General features: G+C 64.1%; 13 protein-coding genes and 1 tRNA gene. 10 read left to right on the forward strand and 4 right to left on the reverse strand.

Annotation, left to right across the window (positions count from 1 at the left end; translation table 11 throughout):
* Positions 1-70 precede the first annotated feature (70 nt).
* Together IEC33019_RS12595 and IEC33019_RS12600 are read right to left on the reverse strand one after the other, a co-directional pair.
* On the reverse strand, positions 71-1,450 hold the full coding sequence (locus IEC33019_RS12595; RefSeq protein ID WP_070094567.1) for a sensor histidine kinase: 1,380 nt from the start codon (positions 1,448-1,450) through the stop codon (positions 71-73).
* Positions 1,443-2,114: a response regulator gene (locus tag IEC33019_RS12600; protein WP_070094566.1), complete on the reverse strand. Its 672-nt coding sequence runs from the start codon at positions 2,112-2,114 to the stop codon at positions 1,443-1,445. The genes IEC33019_RS12595 and IEC33019_RS12600 overlap by 8 nt, the downstream gene beginning before the upstream one ends.
* A 202-nt stretch (positions 2,115-2,316) precedes the next feature.
* Between IEC33019_RS12600 and IEC33019_RS12605 the strand changes: the two genes are divergently transcribed.
* From IEC33019_RS12605 to IEC33019_RS12625, 5 genes are all read left to right on the forward strand, one after another.
* Positions 2,317-3,606, forward strand: a complete 1,290-nt coding sequence (locus tag IEC33019_RS12605; RefSeq protein WP_070094565.1) for an OprD family porin — start codon at positions 2,317-2,319, stop codon at positions 3,604-3,606.
* A 31-nt stretch (positions 3,607-3,637) separates the two neighbouring features.
* Complete coding sequence (locus IEC33019_RS12610) at positions 3,638-4,618, forward strand: Bug family tripartite tricarboxylate transporter substrate binding protein (protein ID WP_070094564.1); 981 nt, start codon at positions 3,638-3,640, stop codon at positions 4,616-4,618.
* Positions 4,619-4,762: 144 nt separating this feature from the next.
* Positions 4,763-5,221, forward strand: a complete 459-nt coding sequence (locus IEC33019_RS12615) for a tripartite tricarboxylate transporter TctB family protein (protein WP_070094563.1) — start codon at positions 4,763-4,765, stop codon at positions 5,219-5,221.
* 3 nt (positions 5,222-5,224) lie between these two features.
* Positions 5,225-6,739: a tripartite tricarboxylate transporter permease gene (locus IEC33019_RS12620; protein WP_070094562.1), complete on the forward strand. Its 1,515-nt coding sequence runs from the start codon at positions 5,225-5,227 to the stop codon at positions 6,737-6,739.
* Positions 6,732-7,760, forward strand: a complete 1,029-nt coding sequence (locus IEC33019_RS12625) for an AbrB family transcriptional regulator (RefSeq protein WP_099593590.1) — start codon at positions 6,732-6,734, stop codon at positions 7,758-7,760. The genes IEC33019_RS12620 and IEC33019_RS12625 overlap by 8 nt, the downstream gene beginning before the upstream one ends.
* Before the next feature lie 96 nt (positions 7,761-7,856).
* Here the strand turns inward: IEC33019_RS12625 and ung are convergent, their stop codons facing one another.
* On the reverse strand, positions 7,857-8,549 hold the full coding sequence (gene ung / locus IEC33019_RS12630) for a uracil-DNA glycosylase (RefSeq protein ID WP_070094560.1): 693 nt from the start codon (positions 8,547-8,549) through the stop codon (positions 7,857-7,859).
* Between the two features lie 125 nt (positions 8,550-8,674).
* On the opposite strand from ung, the gene IEC33019_RS12635 reads away from it, so the two are divergent.
* The gene (locus IEC33019_RS12635) at positions 8,675-9,781 is read left to right on the forward strand and encodes an enoyl-CoA hydratase/isomerase family protein (protein WP_070094559.1); all 1,107 of its coding nucleotides are present in this window, start codon (positions 8,675-8,677) and stop codon (positions 9,779-9,781) included.
* A gap of 74 nt (positions 9,782-9,855) precedes the next feature.
* On the opposite strand, the gene IEC33019_RS12640 is transcribed toward IEC33019_RS12635, so the two are convergent.
* Entirely contained in the window at positions 9,856-10,311 is a 456-nt protein-coding gene (locus tag IEC33019_RS12640; RefSeq protein ID WP_070094558.1) for a hypothetical protein, read from the reverse strand.
* Between the two features lie 204 nt (positions 10,312-10,515).
* Here IEC33019_RS12640 and IEC33019_RS12645 point away from each other — a divergent pair, with 204 nt between their 5' ends.
* The 4 genes from IEC33019_RS12645 (at position 10,516) to IEC33019_RS12660 (ending at position 12,885) form a co-directional block, all read left to right on the forward strand.
* Positions 10,516-10,737, forward strand: a complete 222-nt coding sequence (locus IEC33019_RS12645) for a cysteine-rich CWC family protein (RefSeq protein ID WP_070094557.1) — start codon at positions 10,516-10,518, stop codon at positions 10,735-10,737.
* A 30-nt stretch (positions 10,738-10,767) separates the two neighbouring features.
* Positions 10,768-11,460: a pseudouridine synthase gene (locus tag IEC33019_RS12650; protein ID WP_070094556.1), complete on the forward strand. Its 693-nt coding sequence runs from the start codon at positions 10,768-10,770 to the stop codon at positions 11,458-11,460.
* 350 nt (positions 11,461-11,810) lie between these two features.
* Positions 11,811-12,695, forward strand: coding sequence for an alpha/beta fold hydrolase (locus IEC33019_RS12655; RefSeq protein ID WP_070094555.1), 885 nt, complete (start codon positions 11,811-11,813; stop codon positions 12,693-12,695).
* A gap of 116 nt (positions 12,696-12,811) precedes the next feature.
* Positions 12,812-12,885, forward strand: a tRNA-Gly gene (locus IEC33019_RS12660).
* Positions 12,886-12,887 lie beyond the last annotated feature (2 nt).

A 12,887-nucleotide genomic window follows, 5' to 3' on the forward strand; every position in this document is an offset into this window, starting at 1 on the left:
GCACAGGCTACACAGGACCGTTGTTCCCACAGCCCCTACCCCTCTGAAACAGCAATGCGCAAAGCCCCGCTCAATCAACGATGAAACTCACCCGCACGCGCAACCCACCCTTTTCGCCATCATGCAGAGTGATCTGCGCCAGATGCGCGCGACAGATCTCGCCGACGATCGCCAGCCCCAGCCCCGTACCCTGGGCGCTACGCCGGTAGAAGCGCTCGAATACCCGCTCGCGCTCCGCCTCGGGAATACCCGGCCCGTCGTCCTCCACTTCAAGGATGGCCGGGGCCAGCACCCGCAGAATCACATTGCCGCCCTTGGGCGTGTGCGCCAGGGCATTGTCCACCAGGTTGCTGAGCAGTTCATTGAGCAGGGTCGGCTCGCCTTTGAGCCACACCGGCGCCTCGGCTTCCAGCGCCAGCGCCACCCCCCGGGCATGGGCCAGTGGCGCCATGGCCATACCCAGGTCGCGCGTCAATTGACACAGATCCAGACGCTGAGCGCCGCCTTCGGCGATTGCCCGGGCACCGTTTTCCACCCGCGCCAGGGACAACAGCTGGTTGGCCAGGTGAGTCAGACGATCGGTACCCTGGGTGGCGGCCTCAAGGGTCTGGCGCCACTGTTCCGGCTCCTGGGAGCGCAAGCCCAGTTCGACCCTCGCCTTGAGCGCGGCCAATGGTGTGCGCAACTCATGAGCGGCGTCGGCGATGAACTGCGCCTGGCGCTCGAACTGCCCGCGCAGCCGCTCGGTGAAATGGTTCAATGCGCGCACCAAGGGCCCCAACTCGCGCTGCACCTGCACCACCGGCAAGGCACGCAGGTCATCAGGCTGGCGCTCTTCGACCGCCGTGCGCAGACGCTCCAGCGGGCGCAAGGCCGCGCTGACGGCGAACCAGACCATTCCCAGCGCCCCCAACGCCAGCATGCCCAGGCGCAGCAAGGTGTCGGCCATCAGCCCCCGGGCCATGCGTACCCGCGCCTCCTCGGTCTCGGCCACGCGGATCTCGGCCATGCCATTCATGTTCGGCTCGCTGACCGGCTTGAGCAAGCTGACCACTCGCACGTCCTGGCCCTGGTAGGTGGCGTTGTAGAACCGCGCGAGGGCTGGATAGTCATCGGTACGCGGCGTTCCCGGGGGCGGCGGCGGCAGGTTTTCGTAGCCGGAAATCAGCCGCTGGTGAATATCCAGCACTTGGTAGTAGATACGCCCGGCGCTGTCGTAGGCGAAGGTGTCCAAGGCAACGTAGGGCACATCCGCGCTCAGGGTTCCGTCGCGCTGGGACAGGCCGGCGGCGATGGTTCGCGCCGAGGCCAGCAGCGTGCGGTCGTAGGCGGTGTCGGCGGCCTCGCGACCGTTCCAGTAGGCACTCAGGCCGCTGGCGAGCATCAGCACCACCAGCAACAGCGCCAAGTTGCCCAGCAAACGCCCACGCAGGCTGCCATTGTCACGCATCGCGGTGCTCGAGCAGGTAACCCAGCCCGCGGAAGGTGACGATAGCCACTGGATGGCCATCGAGCTTCTTGCGCAGGCGATGGATGTAGATCTCGATGGCATCGGGGCTGGCTTCTTCGTCCAGGCCGAAGACCTGGGCTGCCAGCTGTTCCTTGCTCATCACCCGCCCCGGGCGGGCGATCAAGGCTTCGAGCACGCTTTGTTCGCGCAGGGTCAGGGTCAAGGGTTCGTCACCGAGGGTGAAGCGGCGGGTGTCCAGGTCGTAGACCAGCGGCCCGCAGCGCTGTTGGCGCTCGCCGCCGAGCACGCTGCGGCGCAGCAGCGCCTTGACCCGCGCTTCCAGCTCGGTCAGCTCGAACGGTTTGGCCAGGTAGTCATCGGCGCCCAGGTTCAAGCCATGAACCCGATCCTTGACGTCGCTGCGCGCGGTGAGCATCAGCACCGGCAGCGTCTTGCCCCGCCCGCGCAGGCGCGCCAGCACTTCGAAACCGTCCATGCGCGGCAGGCCCACATCGAGCACGGCCACGGCATAGTCCTCACTGGCCAGGGCCAGGTCGGCGGCCACGCCATCGTGCAGCACATCCACGGTCAGACCTTGGCTTTTGAGGGCCAAGGCCACGCTTTCGGCCAATTGCAGGTGGTCTTCGACCAACAACACGCGCATCGGATTCTCCCTGCTCGGGTGGGGGCTTTGGCGCGGAGTGTACCGCCGTCCGGGGGCCTGTGAAGCCCTCGCGGCAAACCTTTCACGCTGAAAGGTTAGCGAAAGGTTCATTACCTAGCATCGCACCACGGTCGCCCCGCGCGCCGAAAAAAAGCACCAGCAAGGTGCGCCCGATAAGAACAATAAACGGAGTCTCCCGACGATGCTGTCCACGCAGCCGCAGGCGTTCGCGCCTACCCGTTCCCTGTCCGCACGTCCGTCCGCCATCGCCAGCGCTCTGGCGCTAGCCGGCGTCGCCCCTCTGAGCCAGGCCGCCTTCTTCGAAGACAGCACGGCCACCTTCGAAACCCGCAACATGTACTTCAACCGTGACTTTCGCGATGGCACCAGCAGCCAGCAGTCCAAACGCGACGAGTGGGCCCAGGGCTTCATGCTCAATTTCGAGTCCGGTTACACCGACGGCACCGTAGGCTTCGGCCTGGACGCGCTGGGCATGCTCGGCATCAAGCTCGACTCCAGCCCCGACCGTACCGACACCGGCCTGCTGCCGACCCACGACGATGGCAAGGCCGCCGACGAGTACTCCAAGCTCGGCCTGACCGGCAAGGTCAAGGTCTCCAAGACCGAGCTCAAGGTCGGCACCCTGATCCCGGAACTGCCAACCCTGCAGCCCAACGACGGACGCATCCTGCCACAGACCTTCGAAGGCGGCCTGCTGACCTCCAAGGAGCTCAAGGGCCTGACGTTCACCGGCGGTCGCCTGGAAAAAGCCAAGGACCGCAACGACACCAACTGGGAAGACCTGGCCCTCAACAACAAGAACGGCCGCTTCGGCGGCAGCTTCAGCGCCGACAATTTCGACCTGGCCGGGCTGGACTACCAGTTCACCGACCGCATCACCGGCAGCTACCACTTCGCCGAACTCGACGACATCTACCGTCAGCACTTCATCGGCATGGTCGCCACCCAGCCCTGGGGCCCCGGTACTTTCGGCGCGGACCTGCGCCTCGCCCTCAGCGACGATGCCGGCCAGGCCAAGGCCGGCAACATCGACAACACCACCGTCAACGGCATGCTCAGCTACGCCCTGGGCGGCCACAAGGTCAGTGCCGCCTACCAGCACCTGTCCGGCGACAGCGCCTTCCCCTATGTCGATGGCGCTGACCCATATCTGGTCAACTTCGTCCAGATCAACGACTTCGCAGGGGCCGACGAGCACTCCTGGCAAGCGCGTTACGACTACAACTTCGCCGCCTTGGGCATCCCCGGCCTGACCTTCATGACCCGCTACATCAGCGGCGACAACGTCAGCCGCGCCGACGGTGGCGAGGGCAAGGAGTGGGAACGCAACACCGAGTTCAAGTACGTGGTACAAAGCGGCCCGTTGAAGGACGTCGCCGTTCGCCTGCGCAATGCCACCTTCCGCTCCAACTTCGCTCGCGACGCCGACGAAGTCCGGCTGCTGGTGAGCTACAGCGTGGCTCTGTGGTAACCCATAACAACAACGCTCACGGAGATAGACGATGACCTTTTCACTGCGCCGCCTCGTCCTGACTACCGGTTGCCTGCTGCTGGCAGGCAACGCCCTGGCCGCGGAACCCAAACGCCCCGAATGCATTGCCCCCGCCTCGCCCGGTGGCGGCTTCGACCTGACCTGCAAGCTGGTGCAAAGCGCCCTGGTCAACGAAAAAATCCTCTCCAAGCCCATGCGCGTGACCTACATGCCCGGCGGCGTCGGCGCGGTGGCCTACAACGCCGTGGTCGCCCAGCGCCCGGCCGATACCGGCACCTTGGTGGCCTGGTCCAGTGGCTCCCTGCTCAACCTGGCCCAGGGCAAGTTCGGGCGCTTCGACGAGAACGCCGTGAAATGGCTGGCGGCGGTCGGCACCAGCTATGGCGCTATCGCCGTGAAAAGCGACTCGCCCTACAAGACCCTCGATGACCTGGTCGCGGCCCTGAAGAAAGACCCGAGCAAAGTGGTCATCGGCTCCGGCGGCACCGTCGGCAGCCAGGACTGGATGCAGACCGCCCTGATCGCCAAGGCCGCCGGCATCAACCCGCGCGACCTTCGCTACGTAGCCCTGGAGGGCGGCGGCGAGATCGCCACGGCGCTGCTCGGCGGGCATATCCAGGTCGGCTCCACCGACATCTCCGACTCCATGCCACACATTCAGAGCGGCGACATGCGCATCCTCGCGGTGTTCTCCGAAAACCGCCTGGATGAGCCAGAAATGAAAGACATCCCCACTGCCAAGGAACAAGGCTACGACATCGTCTGGCCAGTGGTACGCGGCTTCTACCTGGGGCCAAAAGTCAGCGACGAGGACTACGCCTGGTGGAAAGCCTCGTTCGACAAACTGTTGGCTTCCGAGGACTTCGCCAAATTGCGTGACCAGCGTGAGCTGTTCCCGTTCGCCATGACCGGGCAGGAACTGGACACCTACGTGAAGAAGCAGGTCGCCGACTACAAGACCCTGGCCCGGGAATTCGGCCTGATCCAGTAACAAGAACGCTGCACATCCTTGTGGGAGTGGGTTCACCCGCGAATGCGTCAGATCAGACGTCGCTGCTGTGACGACTGGCGCTTTCGCGGGTAAACCCGCTCCCACAGGGTACGCGTCGTCCCGAACATTACCGAGGATGTCTTGATGATCCTGCAACGCATTTTCGCCCTGGCACTGCTGGCGGTGTGCGCGGCCCTGGCCGTGATGGCCTGGCCGTATCAGGCCGCGTTTTCCTACGAACCTGTAGGCCCACGCGCCTACCCACTGCTGATGCTCGGTCTGATGGGCCTTGCCCTGCTCTATCTGGCCTTTCGCCCAACGCCCATCGTGCGCAAGGACGACGAGCCACCGCTGGACCGTGAAACCCTGGTCAAGATCAGCGCCTGCGTCGGCCTGCTGATCGTGTTCGCCAGCACCTTCGAGTCGCTCGGCTTCATCCTCAGCGCCGTGCTCGTCGGCGTGCCCATGGCGCGCCTGTATGGCGGGCGCTGGCTGCACAGCCTGATTGTGGTGGGCGCCATGAGCCTGCTGCTCTACTGGCTGTTCGACCGCGTGATGGATGTGCCCCTGCCCCTCGGCCTGCTGGACGTACTGGAGAACTGACACATGGATACCTTGAGCTACCTGGGCCAGGGCTTCGGCGTCGCCCTGAGCCCGTACAACCTGGTCACCGCCCTGACTGGCACCCTGATCGGCACCGTGGTCGGCCTGCTGCCGGGCCTGGGCCCGATCAACGGCGTGGCACTGCTGATCCCCATCGCCTTCGCCCTGGGCCTGCCGCCTGAGTCGGCGCTGATCCTGCTGGCTGCGGTTTACCTGGGCTGCGAGTATGGCGGACGGATCAGCTCGATCCTGCTGAACATCCCCGGCGAAGCCTCCACCGTGATGACCACCCTCGACGGCTACCCCATGGCCCGCCAGGGCCTGGCCGGCGTGGCCCTGTCGCTGTCGGCGTGGAGCTCGTTCATCGGCGCGTTCATCGCCACCTGCGGCATGGTGCTGTTCGCCCCGCTGTTGGCGAAATGGGCAATCGCCTTCGGACCCGCCGAATACTTCGTGCTGATGGTGTTCGCCATCGTCGCCCTGGGCGGCATGGCCGGCGACAAACCGCTGAAGACGTTCATCGCCGCACTGATCGGCCTGTTCCTGTCCAGCGTCGGCATCGACGCCAACAGCGGCGTTTACCGCTTCACTGGCGACAGCGTGCACCTGGCCGATGGCATCCAGTTCGTGGTGCTGGTACTGGGCCTGTTCTCCATCAGCGAGATCCTCCTGCTGCTGGAAAAGACCCACCACGGCCACGAAGCGGTCAAGGCCACCGGGCGCATGCTGTTCAACCTCAAAGAAGCGGCCTCGGTGTTCATCGTGAACCTGCGCTGCGGCCTGCTGGGCTTTGTCATGGGCGTGCTGCCCGGTGCCGGGGCGACCCTGGCCAGCGCCGTGGCCTACATGACCGAGAAACGCATCGCCGGCGACAAGGGCAAGTTCGGCAAGGGCGACGCCCGCGGCCTGGCGGCCCCGGAAACTGCCATCGGCGCCTCCTGCTGCGGCGCCCTGGTGCCGATGCTGACCCTGGGCGTGCCGGGTTCGGGCACCACCGCCGTGATGATCGGCGCGCTGACCCTGTACAACATCACCCCAGGGCCGCTGTTGTTCGAACAGCAACCGGACATCGTCTGGGGCCTGATCGCCTCGCTGTTCGTCGCCAACATCATGCTGGTGATCCTGAACATCCCGATGATCCGTCTCTTCACCCGCATCCTCGCAGTCCCGAACTGGGCCCTGGTGCCGGTGATCGCCATCATCACCGGGATCGGCGTGTACGCCGTACATGCCACCACCTTCGACCTGTTCCTGATGGTCGGCATCGGCATCATGGGCTACATCCTGCGCAAGCTGGACTTCCCGCTGTCACCGATCCTGCTCGGCTTCATCCTGGGCGGGCTGATGGAGCAGAACCTGCGCCGCGCACTGTCGATCTCCAACGGCGAGCTGGGCATCCTCTGGTCGAGCCCGATCAGCATGTCCGTGTGGGTGCTGACCCTCTGCATGCTGACCCTGCCGCTGCTGCGCAGCTGGCGTAAACGCAGCCTGCAGCGTCGGGCGATGGCCGATGCCTGATCGGTCGCCGCCGTTCTGGGCTACCGGGCTGGTCGGTCTTGCTGGCGGGTTTCTCGCCAGCAAGGTCGGCTGGCCTTTGCCGTGGATGGTCGGCTCGCTGCTGGCAATCATCCTGGTGCGCTGCCTGACACCCTGGCAGCTGCCGGAAATTCCCAATGGCCGCAAGTGCGGGCAGTGGATCATCGGCATCGGCATCGGTCTGCACTTCACCCCGGCGGTCATCGAACAGGTGGCCAGCCACTTTGCCCTGATCGTCTTCGGGGCGCTGTTCACCACGTTGTCCGCTGCAATCAGCGTCTGGCTGCTCAGGCGCACCGGCGAAGACCGCGCCACGGCGTTCTTCGCCAGCATGCCGGGGGGATCGGGGGAGATGGTCAACCTGGGCGCGCGCAATGGCGCGGTACTCAGCCAAGTAGCGGCGGCCCAGAGTCTGCGGGTGCTGGCGGTGGTGCTGTGCGTGCCGGCGCTGTTCAAGTTCCTGCTCGGCGATGGCGTGCCGCTGACCCATGTGGGCAGCGTAAGTTGGGGCTGGCTGGCGCTGATTGCGCCGCTTGGCGTGTTGGCCGCGTTGATCTGGCAGCGCCTGCGCCAGCCCAACCCCTGGCTGTTCGGTCCACTGCTGGTCGCCGCGTGCGTGAGCCTGGCGGGCAACCTGCAGATCGCCCTGCCGCCCGGCGCCAGCCAGACCGGACAGTGGCTGATCGGCAGTGGCCTGGCCTGCCATTTCAACCGGACGTTCTTTCGCCGGGCGCCGTCCTTCCTGGGACGGACCTTGCTGGCGACCTTCCTGTGCATGTTGATCGCCGCCAGCGCGGCCTGGGTGTTGAGTGTGATGACCCAGCTGGACCTGCGCTCACTGACCCTGGGGATGATGCCAGGGGGTATCGCCGAGATGAGCCTGACGGCCGAGACCTTGCAGTTGTCGGTGCCGTTGGTGACGGCGCTGCAGGTGATGCGGCTGTTGTTCGTGCTGTTTCTGGCCGAGCCGTTGTTCCGGCGCTGGGACACGAACCGACCGTGACGGCGTGCGAACGTCTTCGCGGGTAAACCCGCGCCCACAAGGCTTATCGCAAACCCTGTGGGAGCGGGTTTACCCACGAAGAAGGCAGCGCGTTTTTCAGAGTGGCGGCAAGGCCCAATCGATGGGCGTCAGCCCACGCTGCTCGAGGAAGCTGTTGGTCCGGCTGAAATGCCCGCAACCGAAGAAGCCCCGATACGCGGACAACGGCGACGGGTGCACCGACTTGAGCACCAGGTGCCGAGTGCCGTCGATCAGTTTCTGCTTACTCTGGGCATGAGAGCCCCACAACAGGAACACCACATTCTCGCACTGCTCGCTGACCACCTGGATGACCCGATCGGTGAACGGCTGCCAGCCCGCATTGGCGTGGGAGGCGGCGCTGCCGCGCTGCACGGTCATGGTGGTGTTTAGCAACAATACCCCCTGCTCTGCCCAGCTTTGCAGGTAACCATGGCTGGGGATGGGCAGGTTGAGGTCGCGGTGCAGCTCCTTATAGATGTTCACCAGCGACGGCGGCGTGGGCACGCCAGGCTGCACCGAGAAACACAGCCCATGAGCCTGGCCAGGGCCGTGGTAAGGGTCCTGGCCGAGGATCACCACCTTCACTTTGTCCAGCGGCGTGGAATTGAGCGCGTTGAAGATCAGCGGCCCAGGCGGATAGATCTCCTTGCCGGCTGCATATTCCTCGCGCAGGAACTCACGCAGCTTGAGCATGTAGGGTTGGTCGAACTCGGCGCGCAATGCGGCCTTCCAGCCGGGTTCGAGTTTGATGCGATCGTCGTCAGTCATGGGGCCATCCGTAAACAATGGCGCGACACTAGGTAAGCCGTCCGGCCTTGTCAATCGATCCGACCGACGACCGTCATGATCGCCTGAGGGGTCCATACTTGTGCGATGACTACATGAGGTCGCCCATGTCCATTCAATGCGAGGTACTCACAGGCGCCGATGGCGCGCGCATCGGCATCGCCACTCTCGATGCGCCCAAGACGCTCAATGCCCTGAACCTGCCAATGATCGAGGTGCTCGACGAGCGTCTGCACGCCTGGGCCAACGACCCGGCTATCGTCTGCGTGCTGCTGCGCGGAAACGGCCCCAAGGCTTTTTGTGCCGGGGGCGATGTTCGGGCGCTGGTTCAGGCCTGTCGCGACCATCCCGGCAGCGTGCCGCCCCTGGCGACCACGTTCTTCGCCGCCGAGTACCGGCTCGACTATCGCCTGCATACCTATCCCAAGCCCCTGCTGTGCTGGGGGCATGGCCACGTGCTCGGCGGAGGCATGGGCCTGCTGCAGGGTGCGGGCATCCGCATCGTCACCCCCAGCAGCCGGCTGGCCATGCCGGAAATCAGCATTGGCCTGTATCCGGACGTCGGCGCCAGCTGGTTCCTCGCCCGCTTGCCCGGAAAGCTCGGACTGTTCCTTGGGCTGACCGGCGCACCGATCAACGCCTGTGACGCCCTGGATCTTGGCCTGGCCGACCGCCTGCTTGGCGAGCATCAGCAAGAAGCCTTGATCGAAGAGTTACTGCAATTGAACTGGCAGGAACAGACCGCCCTGCAACTGAACAGCCTGCTCAAGGCCGAACAGCATCGGGCCTGCGCCGACCTGCCCGAAGCCCAGTGGTTGCCACGCCGGGCGCTGATCGATGAGCTACTCGATGTGGCAGACCCTGCCGCTGCCTGGCGAGCGTTAGCCGATTTGAGCCGACACCCCGACCCGTTGCTGGCCGAGGCTGGCCGCCGCCTGCACGAGGGCTGCCCGCTGACCGCGCATCTGGTGTGGGAGCAGATCCGCCGGGCCAGGCACCTGTCACTGGCCCAGGTGTTCCAGATGGAATACACCATGAGCCTGAACTGCTGCCGCCACCCGGAGTTCAGCGAAGGCGTGCGCGCCCGCCTGCTGGACAAGGACAACCAGCCGCACTGGCACTGGCCGGACATCACCCAAGTGCCGGCCGCAGTGGTCGAGGCGCATTTCGCCAAGGTGTGGGAAGGGCGTCACCCCCTGGCTGACCTGGGGTAAGGCCCGCGCCTGCAGGCAGTGCATGGACCTGCTGTACGCGGGCTTGGTCACGCGATCGGGCTTTGGATCAATGATCAACGCCGCCAGTTACGGCCATTGTCCCCATGTCCATTATCGGGTCGCCGGTTGTTGTCCCCACGGCCATTGGAGTGCCAACGGTCATTCTGAGGGCGGCGATTGTCATTGCGGTAGTCATGACGGTCCCGATCCCGCCCATAGTCATAACGCTGGCGATTACCGTAATCGTTGCGGGGATTGCCGTGCCATTGGTTCACCTGATGCCCCGGGTAAGGCCGGTAATGGGGTGTAGGAGCCGGACGGTAGTAACGAGGCGCAGGTTGGTAATAGCGTGGCTGCGGCGCGATGTAGTAGCGGTCCTGGCGGTAATAGCCTGGGTAGTAATAACGGTCGCTGGTGTAGTAGTCCGAACGATAGTAGCCCGAGCGGTAGTAACCGCCGTCCTCGTAGTAGGGGACACAGGCACTGGTGAGCAAGGCCAACAGGGCGATCAGCAGAATTCGTGGGTACATGGCGGCCTCCTGGACCGCGGGAGTGCCCGACACAGCGGCGCTGGCGAGCGTCGATGAAGAGATGCATCCATCGACACCCAATAAGACCGTTGCGCCGAGGGCTAGTGCCATTTTCGCAGTAAATTGAAACAGGTTGCCGACCACTGGAAACACCCTGTAGCCATTACCGGTAGAATGCCGTCACGTATACGCCGGAATCGAACCATGAACGATAAACAGCGCTGCCCCGCCTGTGGCGCCCTCAACCAGTGCAGCCTGGCTGATCCACGCACCGCCACGCAGCCCTGTTGGTGCTTCGCGGTGGCCATCGACCCGGCCGTACTGCAGGCGCTGCCCGACGAACTGCGCGACCAGGCCTGCCTGTGCCCACGCTGCGCTCAAGTCGATGATCAGCTCAAGGCAGCGCGTCCCATGCCAAGCCGCTAGACTGCGCCTCTTTTCGGACAGTCCACTGCCATGCGTCTTGATCGTTTTCTCGCCAACCTGCCTTGCTACAACCGCCAGCAGGTCCGCCTGCTGCTGGTGCAACGGCGCGTGCGCGTGGATGGCCTGGTGGCCACCGACCCTCGCCAGCAGGTGCGCGAATTCAGCCGGGTGGAAGCGGACGAACAGGTGCTCCAGGCTGGTCGCCCGGCGCGCTATCTGATGTTGCACAAGCCCAGCGGCTGCGTCAGCGCGACCCAGGATCCGCAACACCCCACCGTGCTCGACCTGCTGCCGGCCGACCTGCGCGAGGACCTGCACATCGCCGGTCGCCTGGACTACAACACCACCGGGCTGATGATCCTGACCAACGACGGTCAATGGTCGCGTCGCCTGACCCAGCCCAAGACCAAGCTGCCGAAGGTCTACCACGTCCAGACCGAAGACGAGATCGGCGAACACTATGTGACCAAGTTCCGTGAGGGCTTCTACTTCGCCTTCGAAGACCTCACCACCCTGCCCGCCCAGCTGGACATCCTGGGCCCACGCCAGGCGCGACTGGCGATCGTCGAAGGCCGTTATCACCAGGTCAAGCGCATGTTCGGGTACTTCGACAACAAAGTGGTGGAACTGCACCGGGAGCGGATGGGCAGCATCGGCCTGGATCCTGCATTGGCACCGGGTGAGTTTCGTGAGCTGACGCCGGAAGAAGTCGCCTCGGTCTGAAATCTGCGGCCCTGCATAGAGCGGTATAGACAGGTTCACTGCATCGATTTTCTCGTGACATCCCCCAAACGGCACTTGCGAGATCACCACCCTGCTGCTTGAATCAAACTCGTCGGTCTGCATGTGACTTGTCAGTCACGATCGTAGTCCAAGACGCCTTTTGCCGGTCACCTAGGGTCTCGATGCCCCGGGGCACGGCAAACCGCCCACCTAGAACAAATACCGTCGACGACCGTGCCATGGATCGACAAAAGGGCTCCCGGTTTCTCTTCGAGGCGTATGCCTACCTGTCATAAACAACGTGCACCCTAGGTCACGCGAATACCCTTTTTGCGCCAGGAGTCGATGACATGAGGCCAGAAATCGCTGTGCTTGATATCCAAGGTCAGTATCGGGTTTACACGGAGTTCTATCGCGCGGAAGCAGCCGAGAAGACGATCATCCTGATCAACGGATCGCTGGCCACCACGGCCTCTTTCGCCCAGACGGTGCGCAACCTGCACCCGCATTTCAACGTCGTGCTGTACGACCAGCCCTATGCGGGCAAGTCCAAAGCGCACAACCACCAGGAACGGCTGATCACCAAGGAGACCGAGGCGCACATCCTCCTTGAGCTGATCGAGCACTTCCAGGTCGATCACGTGATGTCGTTCTCCTGGGGCGGTGCCTGTGCCCTGCTGGCGCTGGCGCACCAGCCGAGCCGGGTGAAGAAGGCCGTGGTCAGTTCCTTCTCGCCGATCATCAACGAGCCGATGCGCGACTACCTGGCGCGCGGTTGCCAGTACCTGGCCGCCTGCGACCGCTACCAGGTGGGCAATCTGGTCAATGACACCATCGGCAAGTACCTGCCGTCGCTGTTCAAGCGCTTCAACTATCGCCACGTGAGCAGCCTGGACAGCCATGAGTACGCACAGATGCACTTCCACATCAACCAGGTGCTGGATCACGATCTGGAGCGAGCCCTGACATCGGCGCGCAACATCGACATCCCGGTGCTGTTCATCAATGGCGACCGTGACGAGTACACCACTGTCGAGGATGCGCGGCATTTCAGCCAGCACGTGGGCCAGAGCCATTTCAGCGTGATCCGCGATGCCGGTCACTTCCTGGACATCGAGCACAAGAGCGCGTGCGAGGACACCCGCGCAGCCATGCTTGGCTTCCTCAATCCAACCCTGCGCCAACCCCGTCAACGCAGTCACTACGTGCAGGGGCAGCATGCACTGGCTATCTGAGTGGTTTGGCGACGTTAGCCCTTGTAGTCGCCCGGGCTACACGTCGCCTACAGGTCTTTTTGCACCGTCGGGCTTCTCATGACGGGTGTGTTCTGGTAAAAATGTCGGCCTCTGAAGCGGGTATAGTTTATTGGTAAAACTATAGCTTCCCAAGCTATTGAGGAGGGTTCGATTCCCTCTACCCGCTCCACC

This window comes from Pseudomonas putida (genome assembly GCF_002741075.1).
Lineage (GTDB): Bacteria > Pseudomonadota > Gammaproteobacteria > Pseudomonadales > Pseudomonadaceae > Aquipseudomonas > Aquipseudomonas putida_T.

Excerpts from the sequence above, each read along its gene's own strand:
- IEC33019_RS12620 (WP_070094562.1), top strand. The coding sequence starts at position 5,225 with ATGGATACCTTGAGCTACCTGGGCCAGGGCTTCGGCGTCGCCCTGAGC.
- IEC33019_RS12595 (WP_070094567.1), bottom strand. The coding sequence starts at position 1,450 with ATGCGTGACAATGGCAGCCTGCGTGGGCGTTTGCTGGGCAACTTGGCG.
- IEC33019_RS12635 (WP_070094559.1), top strand. The coding sequence starts at position 8,675 with ATGTCCATTCAATGCGAGGTACTCACAGGCGCCGATGGCGCGCGCATC.
- IEC33019_RS12610 (WP_070094564.1), top strand. The coding sequence starts at position 3,638 with ATGACCTTTTCACTGCGCCGCCTCGTCCTGACTACCGGTTGCCTGCTG.
- IEC33019_RS12640 (WP_070094558.1), bottom strand. The coding sequence starts at position 10,311 with ATGTACCCACGAATTCTGCTGATCGCCCTGTTGGCCTTGCTCACCAGT.
- IEC33019_RS12625 (WP_099593590.1), top strand. The coding sequence starts at position 6,732 with ATGCCTGATCGGTCGCCGCCGTTCTGGGCTACCGGGCTGGTCGGTCTT.
- ung (WP_070094560.1), bottom strand. The coding sequence starts at position 8,549 with ATGACTGACGACGATCGCATCAAACTCGAACCCGGCTGGAAGGCCGCA.
- IEC33019_RS12605 (WP_070094565.1), top strand. The coding sequence starts at position 2,317 with ATGCTGTCCACGCAGCCGCAGGCGTTCGCGCCTACCCGTTCCCTGTCC.
- IEC33019_RS12600 (WP_070094566.1), bottom strand. The coding sequence starts at position 2,114 with ATGCGCGTGTTGTTGGTCGAAGACCACCTGCAATTGGCCGAAAGCGTG.
- IEC33019_RS12615 (WP_070094563.1), top strand. The coding sequence starts at position 4,763 with ATGATCCTGCAACGCATTTTCGCCCTGGCACTGCTGGCGGTGTGCGCG.
- IEC33019_RS12645 (WP_070094557.1), top strand. The coding sequence starts at position 10,516 with ATGAACGATAAACAGCGCTGCCCCGCCTGTGGCGCCCTCAACCAGTGC.
- IEC33019_RS12655 (WP_070094555.1), top strand. The coding sequence starts at position 11,811 with ATGAGGCCAGAAATCGCTGTGCTTGATATCCAAGGTCAGTATCGGGTT.
- IEC33019_RS12650 (WP_070094556.1), top strand. The coding sequence starts at position 10,768 with ATGCGTCTTGATCGTTTTCTCGCCAACCTGCCTTGCTACAACCGCCAG.